The organism is Enterobacter cloacae complex sp. S1, assembly GCF_014930525.1.
Lineage (GTDB): Bacteria > Pseudomonadota > Gammaproteobacteria > Enterobacterales > Enterobacteriaceae > Enterobacter > Enterobacter hormaechei_C.
The window spans coordinates 63,923-79,829 of the sequence record NZ_JADBRE010000028.1 but is presented as its reverse complement, the minus strand read 5'-3'; the positions used below and the strand labels follow the sequence as shown (position 1 = coordinate 79,829).

The window sequence follows — 15,907 nt, the reverse complement described above, 5'->3', positions numbered from 1 at the left end:
GATCAAACTCTTCAATTTAAAAGTTTGATGCTCAATGAATTAAACTTCGTAATGAATTACGTGTTCACTCGTTGAGACTTGGTATTCATTTAGTGTCCGAAGACATTAAGAATCCATGTCACTTTGAGTGCCCACACAGATTGTCTGATAAATTGTTAAAGAGCAGTTGCAACGCGGCTTTCAGCTCATCGTTGCGAGGTGGCGTATATTACGCTTTCCTCTTTCAGAGTCAAGCAATTATTTTCACTTTTCTCTGTTGGCGTTCATCTCTGAACCCCGCTGTCCCGGCGGCTTGTAAGCCGTTGTTCCGTGTCAGTGGAGGCGCATTATAGGGAGTTCTCCGACGTTGACAACCCCTCTTTGAAAAAAAACGTTCAACCGTCTCTTTTTTGCTCAAAACCGTGCTACAGCGCTAGTTTTTCAAGCGTTTCGAAGCCATAACGACGCAAAACGGGCAAAAGTTGTTCGGTTTCTTTTGTTATCGCCATACAGAAAGCGATGTTCGCATCCGCTGATTTCGCATCCGGCGCCTCGTGTTCCAGCAGCCAGGCCGTCCGACGCGCAATCGCAGCACCGGAATCCACCAGCCGGGTCCCTTCAGGCAGAACCTTTAACAGCTCTTCCTGTAATAGCGGGAAATGGGTGCAGCCAAGAACAACCGTATCCGGTGGTTCCTGCATCCGCAGCCATGGACGCAGAATACGACGCAGCTCTTCAAGCGATACCGTCTCGCCGTGCAGTTTCGCTTCCGCCATTTCCACCAGCTCCGCGGAGCCGAGCATGGCGATCTGGCATTCATTGGCAAAGCGCTCTATAAGCTCACGCGTATAAGGACGTTTTACCGTACCGCGCGTAGCCAGCAACCCCACAATGCCGTTCGCCGTCAGACGCGCCGCGGGTTTGATTGCCGGAACAACGCCCACAACCGGGAACGGAAATTTTTCGCGCAGGGCAGGAAGAGAGACCGTGCTTGCCGTATTACAGGCAATGACCGCCAGCGCCAGGGGATAACGCTTTTGTACCGCGGTGACGATTTCAACCACGCGCTCAACAATAAAGTCTTCACTCTTTTCCCCATACGGGAACGCGACGTTATCGAAGGCGTAGATGTAATGGAGATCCGGCAGGAGCTGCCGAATCTCATCATAGACCGAAAGCCCACCGACGCCGGAATCAAACACCAGCACGGTGGGACGCGGATCAGAAGGTGTAGCTGCCAGACAAGGTGTATTCCCGTCCTGCAGTTTGGTAGCCATAAACTGTCTCGTAATCTTTATCGAACAGGTTGGCTATTTTACCACGAACTGTGAGATGAGAGGTGACAGGATATGAAACCGCGACGTCCCACAGGCTGACGCCGCCCATTTTCACGCGTTCTGTTGCATAGGTATTCGGATCAACGGCAACGTCATAGCGAGTGCCCAGATAACGGTACGCCAGATTCCAGTCGAGATCCCACACCTGCCAGTCAAGCTGATACTTAACCTGTTGCTTTGAGCGACGAGCCAGGACTTCGTTAGTTTTCGCATTACGCGGGTCGACGTAGTCGTAAGAAATCTGATGCCCTACCGGGCCAGTGTCGAACTGGGCCGTCGCCTCGATTCCTTTAATACGGGCTTCATCGACGTTGTAATAACGGTAAGTCCGCGGGTCGCTATTAATGAGGTTATCGATATCATTACGATAGCCCGTCACACGCCAGTTTACCGGCCCCGTCAGACCTTCAAAGCCGCCTTCCCACTGCTTACTCTCTTCTGGCTTCAGATCCGGATTACCGTAATCTTTACTGTGGATCTGGCTCATGGTCGGTGCTTTATACGCTGTACCGTAAGAACCGATGATGCGATACCCCTCGATGAACTCCCATGCGGCGCTGGTCTGCCAGGTGGCGTGATTGCCAAAATTAGAGTTATCGTCATTACGCGCCGCCGCTTCCAGCGTCACGCTGTTGAACTGCTGCATCGCCGAAAGGAACACGCCGGTATTACGTTGTTCGTAACCTTTTTCCAGATAGCCCGTACCCGCCTGGGTTTTCTGCTTCTGCCAGTCCAGACCCGCGCCGATATTGCCGTGACCCACTTCAACCGTATTCAGCCACTGGGTGGTGTACTGCTTCACGTCATCCATGGTTGCGGAGTCAGCGTAGCGGCCTTTTTTCGGATCATAGTTCTGATCTTTGCTACGGCCATACCCTGCCACCAGCTGTGACTGGAAAATACCCTGGTTATAGCGCAACCCGGTGTCCCAGTTCTGGCTGTAAACCTGACGCGTGTCCGGCCGCCCATCAATGCCGGTCGCGCCATAGTGATCGTAACCGTCATACGCGGAGCGGTTATCGTAGCCAAAGCCACGGAAGAACCCGCTGACGCTGTCGGTAAACTGCTGCTCCACCGAGCCAAACAGCGATTTACTCATAAAACCATCGCGGTCTGGCTGGCGCGGGGCATCTTTTGCGGCAATATCAAAACCACGGGTATAGGTATAATCACCGGCCATGGTGATTTTGGTTTTATCGAACACCTGCTGAAAGGCACCGTTATAGTTTTGATACCCCTTTGAACTGACACCCGCAGAAATTTCCGCACCCGGCTTGTCGCGCCCGGTAATGATGTTAATCACACCGCCAATCGCGTCGGAGCCATACAGCGCCGAACGTGGGCCGCGAATGTACTCAATACGCTGAATCAGCGACGTCGGAATTTGGCTTAAATCAGGAACATTGCTGATCCCGGCATTATTCAGGGGGATACCATCAATCAGTACCAGAACATGGCGGGATTCCGTACCGCGAATAAACGTTGAAGAGGTCGACCCCATCCCGCCGCTTTGTGCGATGTCCACACCCGGCAGGCGTGACATGATTTCCACAACACTCGTTGCCTGCCAGCGTTCAATATCCTCACGGGTCACGACGGAGGTCGGAGCCAGAACGGTTTTTGCTGGTTGTTCGAAACGGTTTGCTGTCACCACCAACGAGTCGGCGCTTTCCTGCGCCCAGCCCGAAAATGCCGTGACGGAAAACGCCGTCAACAGCGATACTTTTTTAATCATTGTTAAAGCATCCACAATATAAGAAGGATGCCGCAGGCCTCATCGATAGCACGCGATGATGAAACCAAATGCGACGTGATCCCGGCAGGTCTTCGGGCTGGGTGGCGTTATACGGATGAAGACTTCCCATTTTCACAGTGTCTACAACTCTCATCCCGCCAGTCTTTACCGCTGCGCGTCAGCTCCAGATTTGCACTGGATTCCCTTTTCACTCTCAGGAGACCGGAAACAGAATGCTACAATTAGACACGTATAGATGTCCAGATAGCTATTAGCCATTAAATCTGGACATCCACTGCACAATCCCTACAATCCCCGCGTAATTCTTTATCACTCAGGACGCATCATGACCCCCGAACACCTCCCGACAGAACAGTACGACGCACAGCTGGCAGAAAAAGTTGTCCGCCTGCAAAGTATGATGACGCCTTTCAACGCGCCGGTTCCCGAGGTGTTTCGTTCTCCGGTCAGCCACTACCGTATGCGCGCTGAGTTCCGCATCTGGCACGATGGCGATGACCTGTACCACATCATTTTCGATCAGCAGACGAAATCCCGCATTCGCGTAGACAGTTTTCCGGCGGCGAGTGAGCTCATCAACCAGCTGATGACGCTGATGATCGACGGTGTACGCAATAATCCGGTGCTGCGCAACAAGCTGTTCCAGATTGACTACCTGACCACTCAAAGCAATCAGGCCATTGTCTCTCTGCTCTATCACAAAGCGCTGACCGACGAGTGGCGCGAGCAGGCAGAAGCCCTGCGCGATGCGCTGCGCGCGCAGAACATCAACGTGCACCTGATTGGCCGCGCGACCAAAACCAAAATCATGCTGGACCAGGATTACATCGACGAGCGTCTGCCGGTGGCAGGTAAAGAGATGATTTACCGTCAGGTGGAGAACAGCTTCACCCAGCCGAATGCCGCCATGAACGTGCAGATGCTGGAGTGGGCGTTGAACGCGACGGAAGGGTCGACGGGCGATCTGCTGGAGCTCTACTGCGGTAACGGCAACTTCTCGCTGGCGCTGGCGCGTAATTTCGAGCGCGTGCTGGCGACGGAAATCGCCAAACCGTCGGTGGCCGCCGCGCAGTACAACATCGCCGCTAACCATATTGATAACGTACAAATTATTCGTATGGCGGCAGAAGAATTTACCCAGGCGATGAACGGCGTACGCGAGTTTAACCGCCTGCAAGGGATTGATTTGAAGAGCTACCAGTGTGAGACAATTTTTGTCGACCCGCCGCGCAGTGGCCTGGACAGCGAAACCGAGAAGATGGTGCAGGCGTACCCGCGTATTTTGTACATCTCCTGTAACCCGGAGACGCTGTGCAAGAATCTGGAAACATTAAGCCAGACGCACAAGGTTGAACGTCTGGCGCTGTTCGATCAGTTCCCGTATACGCACCATATGGAGTGCGGCGTTTTACTTACCGCACGGTGATCTGTAGGCCGGATAAGCGTAGCGCCATCCGGCGTTTTTGGCAGGTGGCGCTACGCTTACCTGCCCTACAAATAATTCATTACTCCGGCAACTGGCTCTTGCGGCTACGCATGCGCGAGCCAATCCAGAACACCAGCGCCACAGACAGTACCGCAGGCAGGAAGTTAGAGCCAATATCCGGATACTCTGCGCGCACCACGGTGCTGTACAACAGTACACCCAGAATAAAACAGGCTGCGGCCAGTCCCGGTAACCCAACCGGCATGGTGCGGTTCAGATAACGTTGATGCAGGCAGTACACCGTCAGCACCAGCGCGATAATCGGGAAAATCGAGAACGGTACAATTGAGCTAAAAACCGCCGCAAACGTACCATTAATGGATAAGCCAGCGATCAATGCCAGCAACAGCGTTCCTTTATCCTGACCTGACTGTTTCATTACTCACCTTCACTCATCGTTTTGATGTGCCAACTTCTCTTGTTCACGGCGATACCAGTAGTACGCACCTTTAGAAATCATCCGCAGCTGCAATACCAGTCGCTCTTCGAGTTGCTTACGTTGTTCAATGCTGACATCCAGCGCTTCGGCACCCGCGCTGAAAACAATCGTCACCATCGCCTCGGCCTGTGCTTCAGTAAACGCACGCGGCATATGGTTTTCGAGTTCAAGATAGTCGGCAAGTTCCGCGATGAAATGCTGAATTTCACGCGCGACGGCGGCACGAAACGCGGCTGACGTTCCGGAACGCTCACGCAACAGCAGGCGAAACGCGTTAGGGTTATTGCCGATAAATTCCATAAATGTCGACACGGAGGTGCGGATCACGCTACCGCCCTTGGCGATACGCTGACGCGCCTGACGCATAAGCTGACGCAGCATCAAACCGCTCTCGTCGACCATGGTCAGGCCCAGTTCATCCACATCACGGAAATGACGATAGAAGGACGTCGGCGCAATCCCGGCCTCGCGCGCCACTTCACGCAGGCTCAAACTGGCAAAACTCCGCTCAGCACTCAGTTGACTGAATGCGGCTTCCACCAGCGAACGCCGGGTTTTCTCTTTTTGTTGTGCTCTTACGCCCATCACGATAGTTGAATCCTTCCAAAGGCCCGTTGGCACTATACCAGAGAATAAAATTAATCTGTTTACCTGGCTTTGTGAATGATTGTTTACGGGCGGTTTGTGCTCCACTGCCCGAAAAAAGCACAACGATAATTGGGTTACCCTGGCAATGATGTTATGATTCTGTTGCTTTTATGTATAAGAACAGGTAAGCCTTGCCATGCCACATTCCTACGATTACGACGCAATAGTTATTGGTTCCGGCCCCGGCGGCGAAGGTGCTGCTATGGGTCTGGTAAAACAGGGAGCCAGAGTAGCGGTTATTGAGCGCTACCATAATGTCGGCGGCGGTTGCACCCACTGGGGCACCATCCCTTCGAAAGCCCTCCGCCACGCCGTTAGCCGCATTATCGAATTTAACCAGAACCCACTTTACAGCGACCACTCCCGACTTCTTCGTTCCTCCTTTGCCGATATCCTGAATCACGCAGACACGGTCATTAACCAGCAGACGCGCATGCGTCAGGGTTTCTATGAGCGCAACCACTGTGAAATTCTGCAAGGGAACGCGCATTTTGTGGATGAGCACACCCTGGCGCTGGAGTGCCACGACGGTTCGGTTGAGACGCTCACCGCTGAAAAATTTGTGATCGCCTGCGGCTCCCGTCCTTACCATCCGGCAGACGTGGATTTCTCGCACCCGCGCATTTACGACAGCGACTCCATCCTCAGCCTGCACCACGAGCCACGCCATGTGATCATCTACGGTGCGGGGGTGATTGGCTGTGAATATGCATCGATCTTCCGGGGAATGGAGGTCAAAGTTGACCTGATTAACACCCGCGACCGCCTGCTGGCGTTCCTCGATCAGGAGATGTCAGACTCTCTCTCCTACCACTTCTGGAACAGCGGCGTGGTGATTCGCCACAACGAAGAGTACGAGAAAATCGAAGGCTGCGACGACGGTGTGATCATGCACCTGAAATCTGGTAAGAAGCTGAAGGCGGACTGCCTGCTGTACGCCAACGGCCGTACCGGCAACACCGATTCATTGCAGCTGGAGAATATCGGGCTTGAAACCGACAGCCGCGGTCAGCTCAAGGTCAACAGCATGTACCAGACTGCGCTGCCGCACGTTTACGCGGTGGGCGACGTGATTGGTTACCCAAGCCTGGCCTCCGCCGCTTACGATCAGGGCCGCATCGCCGCACAGGCGCTGGTGAAAGGTGAAGCGACGGCGCATCTGATTGAAGATATCCCGACGGGCATCTACACCATTCCGGAAATCAGTTCTGTCGGCAAAACCGAGCAGCAGCTGACAGCCATGAAGGTGCCTTACGAGGTGGGTCGTGCCCAGTTTAAACATCTGGCGCGGGCGCAAATCGTGGGAATGAGCGTAGGTACGCTTAAGATCCTGTTCCATCGCGAGACGAAAGAGATCCTCGGTATTCACTGCTTCGGTGAACGCGCGGCGGAAATCATTCATATCGGCCAGGCGATCATGGAGCAAAAAGGTGGTGGCAACACCATTGAGTACTTCGTTAACACCACCTTTAACTACCCGACCATGGCGGAAGCCTATCGTGTAGCTGCGCTGAACGGCTTAAACCGCCTGTTTTAACGCGCTGTCGAAATGGCCATCCATCGCACCCCGGATGGCCTCTGCCAGCTGCTCATAGCGGCTGCGCAGCGGTGACCCCGGACGGTAAACCAGACCAATGGTGCGACGCGGCTCCGGCTTAATACACGGCAGATAGACCACGCCATCACGTTTACGCTCGTGCGGCACCGCCAGCGCCGGCAGCAGCGTAATGCCGCTTCCCGCCGCCACCATATTACGCAGCGTTTCCAGGCTGGTTGCGCGGAAATGGGTATCTTCATCGGCACCCGCTTCGAAGCAGAAGCCCATCGCCTGATCGCGCAGACAGTGGCCGTCTTCCAGCATCAGCAGCTTTTCCCCGGCCAGATCGGCCATCGGCACGCGATCGCGGTTCGCCCACGGGTGATCTTCATAGATCGCCAGCACCATCGGCTCATCGAACAGCGGTACTTCAATAAACGCTTCACTCTCTTTGACCAGCGCCAGGATCGCGCAGTCGAGCTTGCCGCTGTCCAGCTGCGCCAGCAGCTGATGGGTTTGCGCTTCATGCAGGTACATTTCGAGTTTCGGGAACGTCTGGTGCAGCATCGGAATGATTTGCGGCAACAGGTACGGGCCAACGGTTGGGATCAGGCCAATATGCAGCGGGCCGGACATCGCTTCCCCCTGCTGGCTTGCCATTTCCTTGAGCACTTTGACCTCGCGCAGTACGGTGCGCGCCTGATCCACCAGCAGCAGACCTGCCTGCGTGAACAGTACCTTACGACTGGTGCGCTCCAGCAGCATCACGCCCAGCTCATCTTCCAGCTTGCGGATCTGACCGCTCAGCGTTGGCTGGCTGACGTGGCAGGAGTCTGCCGCGCGGCGAAAATGGCGATGCTCAGCTAACGCTACCAGGTATTCAAGATCACGAATATTCATTATTCATCCTCCGTCGCCACGATAGTTCATGGCGATAGATAGCATAGCAACGAACGATTATCCCTATCAAGCATTCTGTTGAATAATACATCACATAGACGAGGCGGCACGTGTTTGACCCTTGACGTCCCCGCACCGTCAGCGAGTTTCTCTCAAAACTCGAAAAACTAAAGCCAACGTGAACTTTTGCGGACCCCGTGGTCCGCTTTTTTTTGCGTAAAAAAAAGCCCAGCACTAAGCCAGGCTCCGTTTTTCTCCCTCTCCCTGTGGGAGAGGGCCGGGGTGAGGGCACCAGCCCGCACTATTCAAACCAACCGGTTTTTCGCATCCGCAATCGCCTGCGCTACCTGCTTCGGCGACACGCCACCTTTCGCTGCACGCTTATCCAGGCAGGATTGCAGGGCCAGAATCGGGTAGACATCATCCCCGATAACCGCGCTGAATTTTTGCAGGTCGGCAAGCGCCAGCTCTTCAAGGGCTTTACCCTGACGAATCGCTTCCACCACTGCTTCACCCACAATATGGTGCGCCTCGCGGAACGGTACGCCTTTCGCCACCAGGTAGTCCGCCAGCTCGGTAGAGTTAGCATACCCCTGCTGCGCCGCTTCCTGGCAGCGCGGACGTTTCACCTGAATGCCGTCCAGCACCAGCGCGCCCATATGCAGACAGTCCAGCCAGGTGTCGAGCGCGTCGAACAGCCCCTCTTTGTCTTCCTGCATGTCTTTGTTGTATGCCAGCGGCAGCCCTTTCAGGGTCATCATCATACCGGTCAGCGCGCCCTGCACACGGCCACACTTACCGCGGATCAGCTCCAGCGCATCCGGGTTTTTCTTCTGCGGCATCAGGGAGGAGCCGGACGTCACGCGGTCGGACAGCTCTACAAAGCCCGCTTCGCCAGAGTTAAAGAAGATCAGGTCTTCGGCAAAGCGCGACAGGTGCACCATCCCGATAGAGGCATTCGAGAGCAGCTCCAGCACGTGGTCACGGTCAGAGACGCTGTCCAGGCTGTTGCGGGTGGCGGAGGCAAAGCCCAGCCAGCCTGCCAACTGCTCACGGTCGATTTCATACGCCGTACCGGCCAGCGCGCCGCTGCCCAGCGGGCTGACGTCCAGACGCTTTAAGGTATCCTGTAAACGGCTCTCATCACGCGCCAGCATCTCAACGTAGGCCAGACACCAGTGTGCGAACGTCACCGGCTGCGCGCGTTGCAGGTGGGTATAACCCGGCATCACCGCATCCTGATTGCGCTGCGCGGTGTCCACCAGTGCGCTCTGCAACTGACGATTCGCCGCCAGCAGTTCGCCGATGGTCTCTTTGCACCACAGCTTCAGGTCGGTCGCCACCTGGTCATTACGGCTACGCCCGGTATGGAGCTTTTTACCCAACTGGCCGACTTTGTCGATCAGTTTGCCTTCCACCCAGCTGTGAATATCTTCGGCATCGCTCTGGAGGATTTGCTCCGGATCCAGACGCACCTCTTCCAGCAGGTTGTTCAGCGCCTCTTCCAGCTGCTGCTGTTCGTCTGCGGTCAGCACGCCAACGGTCACCAGCGCTTTGGACCAGGCCACAGAGCCGACAATATCCTGTTCGGCCAGGCGGTAGTCGAAGCGCAAAGAGTCGTTGAACTGTTTGAACCGCTGATCCGCTGCCTGTGTAAAACGCCCACCCCAAAGTGCCATAACGAATTTCCTTAATGATGATATTTTTGCCCGGTGGCGCTGCGCTTACCGGGCCTACAAAATTCACGTAGGCCGGATAAGCGAAGCGCCATCCGGCACAGAATCTTAAGCCAGAATACGCGTGCCAATCGGCGTGCCGTTAAACAGCGCCGGAAGCTGCTCTGCATGACGCCAGGAGGCGATATCCACCGGGCGGCCCAGCGTGCGGGCCGCATCCAGCGCGGCGTTAACTTTAACGATCATGCCGTCGGTGATAATGCCCTGATCGATCAGCTGCTCGGCTTTTGCGGCGGTCATTTCCGCAATGCGCTGGCCTTTGCCGTCCAGAATGCCGCTCACGTCGGAGAGCAGGATCAGGTCTGCGCCCAGCGTTGCCGCCAGCGCCGTCGCCGCCTGGTCCGCATTGACGTTCATCAGTTCGCCCTCTTCGGTCACGCCGATTGAGCTCACCACCGGCAGGAAACCGCCTTCCAGCAGGGTGTTAATCAGCTTAGGCGAACCTGGCTGCGCGAGTCCAACATGGCCAAGCTCTTCGTCGAGCTGGGTCACTTTCACGCTATCGCCATCGCCCAGACAGAGGCCAACGGAGGCGATATGGTGTTTCTTCGCCCACGCCAGCAGCGTTTTGTTCGCCGTGCCCGCCAGCGCGCCGGTAATGATGTCAATCTGGTCCGCAGGCGTCACGCGCAGGCCATTTTTCTTTTTCACCGGCAGGTTGAGCCCTTTCATCAGCTCATCCACCACGCAGCCGCCGCCGTGCACAATCACCAGCGGACGTTGGTGTGATTCACGATAGTTCACCAGTGCGGTAAACAGGCGCTCCAGCGCTTCTTCGCTGTCCAGCAGTACACCACCGAGTTTGATAATTAATGGATTCATCATCACACCTTAAATAAGAGCCTGCGTTTCAGGGAAGCCGAAACGAATATTTGCACACTGCATTGCCTGTGCGGCAGCGCCTTTGAGTAAGTTGTCTTCTGCGGCGACCACAATCAGATGCTCGCCCTGCACGGCAAAGCCGATGTCACAGAACGGCAGGCCAACCACGTTTTTCAACGCCGGCACGCCTTTGTCATACAGGCGCACCAGCGGTTTATCCGCATACGCCTGCGTGAAGACCTCGCTCACCTGTTCTTTGGTCACACCCGGTTTCAGGCGGCAGGTAATGGTTTCGAGGATCCCACGCGGGAAGCTGCCGAGGTGCGGGGTGAAAATCACGTCCGCGCCCAGATGGGTGGTGATTTCAGGGTGATGGCGGTGATTAAACACGCCATACGGCTGAAGGCTCACTTCGCAGAAGCTGTTGGAGATCGCCGCTTTGCGCCCGGCGCCGCTCACGCCACTGGTGGCGTTGATCACCGGCCACTGATTCAGATCCAGCAGACCCGCGTCGATCAGCGGCTTCAGGGAAAGCTGCGCCGCCGTCGGGTAGCAGCCCGGCACGGCAATCAGATCCGCTTCTTTCAGTTTGTCAGCGCTCCACTCCGCCAGGCCATACACCGCTTTTTCGAGCAGATCCGGGTGCTGATGGGTGAAACCATAATATTTTTCGTAGAACGCGCTGTCGTTAACGCGAAACGCGCCGGAGAGATCAAAGACCACGCAGCCGGCCGCTAAAAATTGCGGTGCCAGGTCGTGGCTAACTTCATGCGCCGTGGCTAAAAACACAACGTCAACGCCGTCGGTGAACTCGCTGATGTCAGACATGGGCTGCAACGGCAGATCGACAATGCCCTTAAGCTGTGGATGCAAATCGGAAATTAACTTTCCGGCATCATTGCTTTGCGCTGACACGGTCAAAGCGGTTATGGTCATATGAGGGTGGCGATTTACGTAGCTTACAAGCTCTGCGCCCGCATAACCGCTAGCGCCTACAATCAGCGTATTCAACATCGGGTTCCTTTATGCTCAACGATAATGTATTTTTATTCACATTTATTGCATGAATATTGATACTATCACGACCTAAGGTGTGTCAACAATGAAAATGAACTTACCGCCATTTATCGAGATTTACCGCGCTCTGATTGCCACACCCTCCATCAGCGCGACGGAAGAAGCCCTGGATCAGAGCAATGAGTCTTTAATCAATCTGCTGGCGGGTTGGTTTAGCGATCTTGGGTTTAACGTTGAGGTTCAGCCCGTCCCCGGAACACGCCACAAATTTAACCTGCTCGCCAGTACCGGACATGGCGCGGGCGGCCTGCTGCTGGCTGGCCACACTGACACCGTGCCGTTTGATGATGGCCGCTGGACGCGCGATCCGTTCACGCTGACCGAACATGACAACAAACTCTACGGTTTGGGCACCGCCGACATGAAAGGCTTTTTCGCCTTTATCCTCGACGCGCTGCGTGACGTGGACGTGACAACCCTGAAAAAGCCGCTCTACATTCTGGCGACCGCCGATGAAGAGACTAGCATGGCGGGCGCACGTTATTTCTCTGAAAACACATCGATTCGTCCTGACTGCGCGATCATCGGCGAACCGACCTCTCTGCAACCGATTCGGGCGCACAAAGGCCATATTTCTACCGCGGTGCGCGTGCTCGGACAGTCCGGCCACTCCAGCGATCCGGCGCGCGGCGTGAACGCCATCGAGCTGATGCATGACGCCATTGGCCGCATCATGACCCTGCGCGACGATCTGAAAGAGCGCTATCACTACGAGGCGTTCACCGTGCCGTATCCGACGCTAAACCTCGGCAGCCTGCACGGCGGTGATGCGTCCAACCGTATCTGCGCCTGCTGCGAACTGCATATGGATATCCGTCCTCTGCCGGGCATGACGCTGAGCGATCTGGATGGCTTACTGAACGAAGCGCTGGCACCGGTCAGCGAGCGCTGGCCGGGCCGTCTGACGGTCTCCGAACTGCATCCGCCGATTCCAGGCTACGAATGTCCGCCTGACCATCAGCTGGTTCAGGTGGTGGAAAAACTGCTCGGCGAGAAAACCGACGTGGTGAACTATTGCACCGAAGCGCCGTTTATTCAGACGCTGTGCCCGACGCTGGTTCTGGGCCCTGGCTCCATCAACCAGGCCCACCAGCCGGACGAATATCTCGAAACCCGCTTCATCAAGCCCACTCGCGAACTCATTACCCAGGTTGTGCATCACTTCTGCTGGCATTAAAAACGCACCGAACAGTCCCCTCTCCCTGTGGGAGAGGGTTAGGGTGAGGGCAACAAATCGCATGATCTTCGTCACATTCCCATAAGCATCTCTTATCTGACGCAATACGAATTAAATTTCGTAAATTGCCCACATTTATTCGTTTGCTGAACCGTTTTCGCAGCAATTGACGACGGGGGTTTTACGTGGCTTTATAAAGGGAGATGACAAAATAATGTCCAGAAGATTTTCGCATGGGCATAAACAAAAATGATGGGGTGACTGGGTTTTTATGAACGAACAATATTCCGCGTTGCGTAGTAATGTCAGTATGCTCGGCAAAGTGCTTGGAGATACCATCAAAGACGCACTGGGGGAGAACATCCTCGACCGCGTTGAAACCATCCGCAAGCTGTCCAAATCTTCCCGCGCCGGTAACGAGGCCAATCGTCAGGAGCTGCTCACCACCTTGCAGAACCTCTCTAACGATGAGCTGCTGCCCGTTGCCCGCGCCTTCAGCCAGTTTCTGAACCTGGCAAACACCGCTGAGCAATACCACAGCATTTCGCCAAAAGGCGAAGCGGCCAGCAACCCGGAAGTCATTGCCCGCACCCTTCGTAAACTCAAAGACCAGCCCGACCTCAACGAAGCGACCATCAAAAAAGCGGTAGAATCCCTTTCGCTGGAGCTGGTGCTGACCGCACACCCAACTGAAATCACCCGTCGTACGCTGATCCACAAAATGGTGGAAGTGAACAACTGTCTGAAGCAACTGGATAACAAAGACATTGCCGACTACGAACGTAACCAGCTTATGCGCCGTCTGCGCCAGCTGATTGCCCAGTCCTGGCACACCGATGAAATTCGTAAGCATCGCCCAAGCCCGGTAGACGAAGCCAAATGGGGCTTTGCGGTGGTGGAAAACAGCCTGTGGGAAGGGGTCCCCAACTACCTGCGCGAGCTGAACGAACAGCTGGAAGAGAACCTGGGCTACCGCCTGCCGGTTGATTTTGTTCCGGTACGCTTCACCTCCTGGATGGGCGGCGACCGCGACGGCAACCCGAACGTGACGGCGGAAATCACCCGTCACGTCCTGCTGCTGAGCCGCTGGAAAGCGACCGACCTGTTCCTGAAAGATATTCAGGTGCTGATCTCCGAGTTGTCGATGGTGGAAGCGACGCCGGAACTGCGCGCGCTGGCCGGTGAAGAAGGCGCCAGCGAACCGTACCGTTTCCTGATGAAAAAACTGCGCGGTCAGCTGATGGCCACTCAGGCCTGGCTGGAAGCGCGCCTGAAAGGCCAGCGCCTGCCGAAGCCGGAAGGTCTGCTGAGCCAGAACGAACAGCTCTGGGAGCCGCTGTACGCCTGCTATAAATCGCTCCAGGCCTGTGGGATGGGCATCATTGCCAACGGCGAACTGCTCGACACCCTGCGCCGCGTGAAGTGTTTCGGCGTGCCGCTGGTGCGTATCGACGTTCGTCAGGAAAGTACCCGTCATACCGAAGCACTGGGCGAGCTGACCCGCTACCTCGGCATCGGCGACTATGAAAGCTGGTCAGAAGCCGACAAACAGGCGTTCCTGATCCGCGAGCTGAACTCCAAGCGCCCGCTGCTGCCGCGCAACTGGGAGCCAAGCAACGACACCCGCGAAGTGCTCAACACCTGTAAAGCGATCGTGGATGCGCCGAAAGGATCGGTGGCCGCCTATGTGATCTCCATGGCGAAGACCCCGTCCGACGTGCTGGGCGTTCACCTTCTGCTGAAAGAAGCGGGCATTGACTATGCTCTGCCAGTGGCCCCGCTGTTTGAGACCCTCGACGACCTGAACAACGCTAACGACGTGATGACCCAGTTGCTGAACATCGACTGGTATCGCGGCTTTATTCAGGGCAAACAGATGGTGATGATTGGCTATTCCGACTCCGCGAAAGATGCGGGCGTGATGGCAGCCTCCTGGGCGCAATATCAGGCGCAGGATGCGCTAATCAAAACCTGCGAAAAAGCCGGTATTGAACTGACCCTGTTCCACGGACGCGGCGGCTCCATTGGTCGTGGCGGTGCGCCTGCACACGCAGCGTTGCTCTCTCAACCACCAGGAAGCCTGAAAGGCGGCCTGCGCGTGACCGAGCAGGGTGAGATGATCCGCTTCAAGTACGGCCTGCCGGAAGTGACCATCAGCAGCCTGTCGCTCTATACCAGTGCGATCCTGGAAGCCAACCTGCTGCCGCCGCCGGAGCCAAAAGAGTCCTGGTGCCGGATCATGGATGAGCTGTCTGACATCTCCTGCGACCTCTATCGCGGCTACGTGCGTGAAAACAAAGACTTTGTGCCTTACTTCCGCTCAGCCACGCCTGAGCAGGAGCTGGGTAAACTGCCTCTGGGTTCGCGCCCGGCCAAGCGTCGCCCGACCGGCGGCGTTGAATCCCTGCGCGCCATTCCGTGGATCTTCGCCTGGACGCAAAACCGTCTGATGCTGCCGGCCTGGCTGGGTGCCGGTGCGGCGCTGCAAAAAGTGGTGGAAGACGGAAAGCAGAGCGAACTGGAAACCATGTGCCGCGACTGGCCATTCTTCTCTACCCGTCTGGGCATGCTGGAGATGGTCTTCTCGAAAGCCGACCTGTGGCTGGCGGAATACTACGATCAGCGTCTGGTGAAACCAGAGCTGTGGGCGCTGGGTAAAGAGCTGCGCGAGCTGCTTGAAGGCGATATTAAAGTGGTGCTGGATATCGCTAATGACTCCCACCTGATGGAAGACCTGCCGTGGATCGCCGAGTCTATCCAGCTGCGTAACATCTACACCGACCCGCTGAACGTTTTACAGGCTGAACTGCTGCACCGTTCGCGTCTGGCGGAGGAGGAAGGTAAAGAGCCGGATCCGCGCGTTGAACAGGCGCTGATGGTAACGATAGCAGGCGTTGCGGCAGGTATGCGCAACACCGGTTAATGCTCAGTGCCCGGCAGCGCTACGCTTGCCGGGCACTTCTCGATCTTCCCCCTTCCCTGATCTCCCCCTCAATCTTTGCCACCGGTAAGG

General features: G+C 56.0%; 12 protein-coding genes and 1 riboswitch. Of the genes, 4 read left to right on the top strand and 8 right to left on the bottom strand.

The features are described from left to right. Window positions 1-404: 404 nt before the first annotated feature. The gene (gene murI / locus IM290_RS18255) at window positions 405-1,256 is read right to left on the bottom strand and encodes a glutamate racemase (protein WP_003862067.1); all 852 of its coding nucleotides are present in this window, start codon (window positions 1,254-1,256) and stop codon (window positions 405-407) included. Beyond that, the gene (btuB, locus tag IM290_RS18250; RefSeq protein WP_193041460.1) at window positions 1,201-3,051 is read right to left on the bottom strand and encodes a TonB-dependent vitamin B12 receptor BtuB; all 1,851 of its coding nucleotides are present in this window, start codon (window positions 3,049-3,051) and stop codon (window positions 1,201-1,203) included. Before btuB ends, murI begins: the two co-directional genes overlap by 56 nt. A 65-nt stretch (window positions 3,052-3,116) precedes the next feature. After that, window positions 3,117-3,293: riboswitch (cobalamin riboswitch) on the bottom strand. A 104-nt stretch (window positions 3,294-3,397) separates the two neighbouring features. Here btuB and trmA point away from each other — a divergent pair. Continuing rightward, window positions 3,398-4,498, top strand: coding sequence for a tRNA (uridine(54)-C5)-methyltransferase TrmA (trmA, locus tag IM290_RS18245; RefSeq protein WP_193041459.1), 1,101 nt, complete (start codon window positions 3,398-3,400; stop codon window positions 4,496-4,498). A gap of 79 nt (window positions 4,499-4,577) precedes the next feature. Here trmA and IM290_RS18240 read toward each other — a convergent pair whose 3' ends face one another. Next, window positions 4,578-4,937, bottom strand: a complete 360-nt coding sequence (locus tag IM290_RS18240; protein WP_017383113.1) for a YijD family membrane protein — start codon at window positions 4,935-4,937, stop codon at window positions 4,578-4,580. Window positions 4,938-4,946: 9 nt separating this feature from the next. Next, window positions 4,947-5,585 carry an HTH-type transcriptional repressor FabR gene (gene fabR / locus IM290_RS18235; protein ID WP_003862059.1) on the bottom strand — a complete coding sequence of 213 codons (639 nt, stop codon included), beginning with the start codon at window positions 5,583-5,585 and terminating at the stop codon, window positions 4,947-4,949. 196 nt (window positions 5,586-5,781) lie between these two features. On the opposite strand from fabR, the gene sthA reads away from it, so the two are divergent. Next, window positions 5,782-7,182 (top strand): Si-specific NAD(P)(+) transhydrogenase, encoded by a 1,401-nt coding sequence (sthA, locus tag IM290_RS18230; RefSeq protein WP_003862057.1) that lies wholly within the window; start codon window positions 5,782-5,784, stop codon window positions 7,180-7,182. Here sthA and oxyR read toward each other — a convergent pair. From oxyR to argC, 4 genes are all read right to left on the bottom strand, one after another. Next, window positions 7,165-8,082: a DNA-binding transcriptional regulator OxyR gene (oxyR, locus tag IM290_RS18225; RefSeq protein WP_193041458.1), complete on the bottom strand. Its 918-nt coding sequence runs from the start codon at window positions 8,080-8,082 to the stop codon at window positions 7,165-7,167. The two genes, sthA and oxyR, sit on opposite strands and share 18 nt — an antisense overlap. Before the next feature lie 305 nt (window positions 8,083-8,387). Further along, window positions 8,388-9,761: an argininosuccinate lyase gene (gene argH, locus IM290_RS18220; protein WP_193041457.1), complete on the bottom strand. Its 1,374-nt coding sequence runs from the start codon at window positions 9,759-9,761 to the stop codon at window positions 8,388-8,390. A gap of 105 nt (window positions 9,762-9,866) precedes the next feature. Next, window positions 9,867-10,643: an acetylglutamate kinase gene (gene argB, locus IM290_RS18215; protein WP_088567109.1), complete on the bottom strand. Its 777-nt coding sequence runs from the start codon at window positions 10,641-10,643 to the stop codon at window positions 9,867-9,869. Between the two features lie 6 nt (window positions 10,644-10,649). Next, window positions 10,650-11,654 carry an N-acetyl-gamma-glutamyl-phosphate reductase gene (gene argC, locus IM290_RS18210; RefSeq protein WP_193041456.1) on the bottom strand — a complete coding sequence of 335 codons (1,005 nt, stop codon included), beginning with the start codon at window positions 11,652-11,654 and terminating at the stop codon, window positions 10,650-10,652. 88 nt (window positions 11,655-11,742) lie between these two features. Here argC and argE point away from each other — a divergent pair, with 88 nt between their 5' ends. After that, window positions 11,743-12,894 (top strand): acetylornithine deacetylase, encoded by a 1,152-nt coding sequence (gene argE / locus IM290_RS18205; protein ID WP_015569956.1) that lies wholly within the window; start codon window positions 11,743-11,745, stop codon window positions 12,892-12,894. 271 nt (window positions 12,895-13,165) lie between these two features. Next, window positions 13,166-15,817, top strand: coding sequence for a phosphoenolpyruvate carboxylase (gene ppc, locus IM290_RS18200; RefSeq protein WP_017383108.1), 2,652 nt, complete (start codon window positions 13,166-13,168; stop codon window positions 15,815-15,817). Window positions 15,818-15,907: the final 90 nt, after the last annotated feature.

Bases quoted from the DNA above. Each gene is read 5' to 3' on its own strand.
- murI (WP_003862067.1), bottom strand. From the start codon at position 1,256: ATGGCTACCAAACTGCAGGACGGGAATACACCTTGTCTGGCAGCTACA.
- btuB (WP_193041460.1), bottom strand. From the start codon at position 3,051: ATGATTAAAAAAGTATCGCTGTTGACGGCGTTTTCCGTCACGGCATTT.
- trmA (WP_193041459.1), top strand. From the start codon at position 3,398: ATGACCCCCGAACACCTCCCGACAGAACAGTACGACGCACAGCTGGCA.
- IM290_RS18240 (WP_017383113.1), bottom strand. From the start codon at position 4,937: ATGAAACAGTCAGGTCAGGATAAAGGAACGCTGTTGCTGGCATTGATC.
- sthA (WP_003862057.1), top strand. From the start codon at position 5,782: ATGCCACATTCCTACGATTACGACGCAATAGTTATTGGTTCCGGCCCC.
- oxyR (WP_193041458.1), bottom strand. From the start codon at position 8,082: ATGAATATTCGTGATCTTGAATACCTGGTAGCGTTAGCTGAGCATCGC.
- argH (WP_193041457.1), bottom strand. From the start codon at position 9,761: ATGGCACTTTGGGGTGGGCGTTTTACACAGGCAGCGGATCAGCGGTTC.
- argB (WP_088567109.1), bottom strand. From the start codon at position 10,643: ATGATGAATCCATTAATTATCAAACTCGGTGGTGTACTGCTGGACAGC.
- argC (WP_193041456.1), bottom strand. From the start codon at position 11,654: ATGTTGAATACGCTGATTGTAGGCGCTAGCGGTTATGCGGGCGCAGAG.
- argE (WP_015569956.1), top strand. From the start codon at position 11,743: ATGAAAATGAACTTACCGCCATTTATCGAGATTTACCGCGCTCTGATT.
- ppc (WP_017383108.1), top strand. From the start codon at position 13,166: ATGAACGAACAATATTCCGCGTTGCGTAGTAATGTCAGTATGCTCGGC.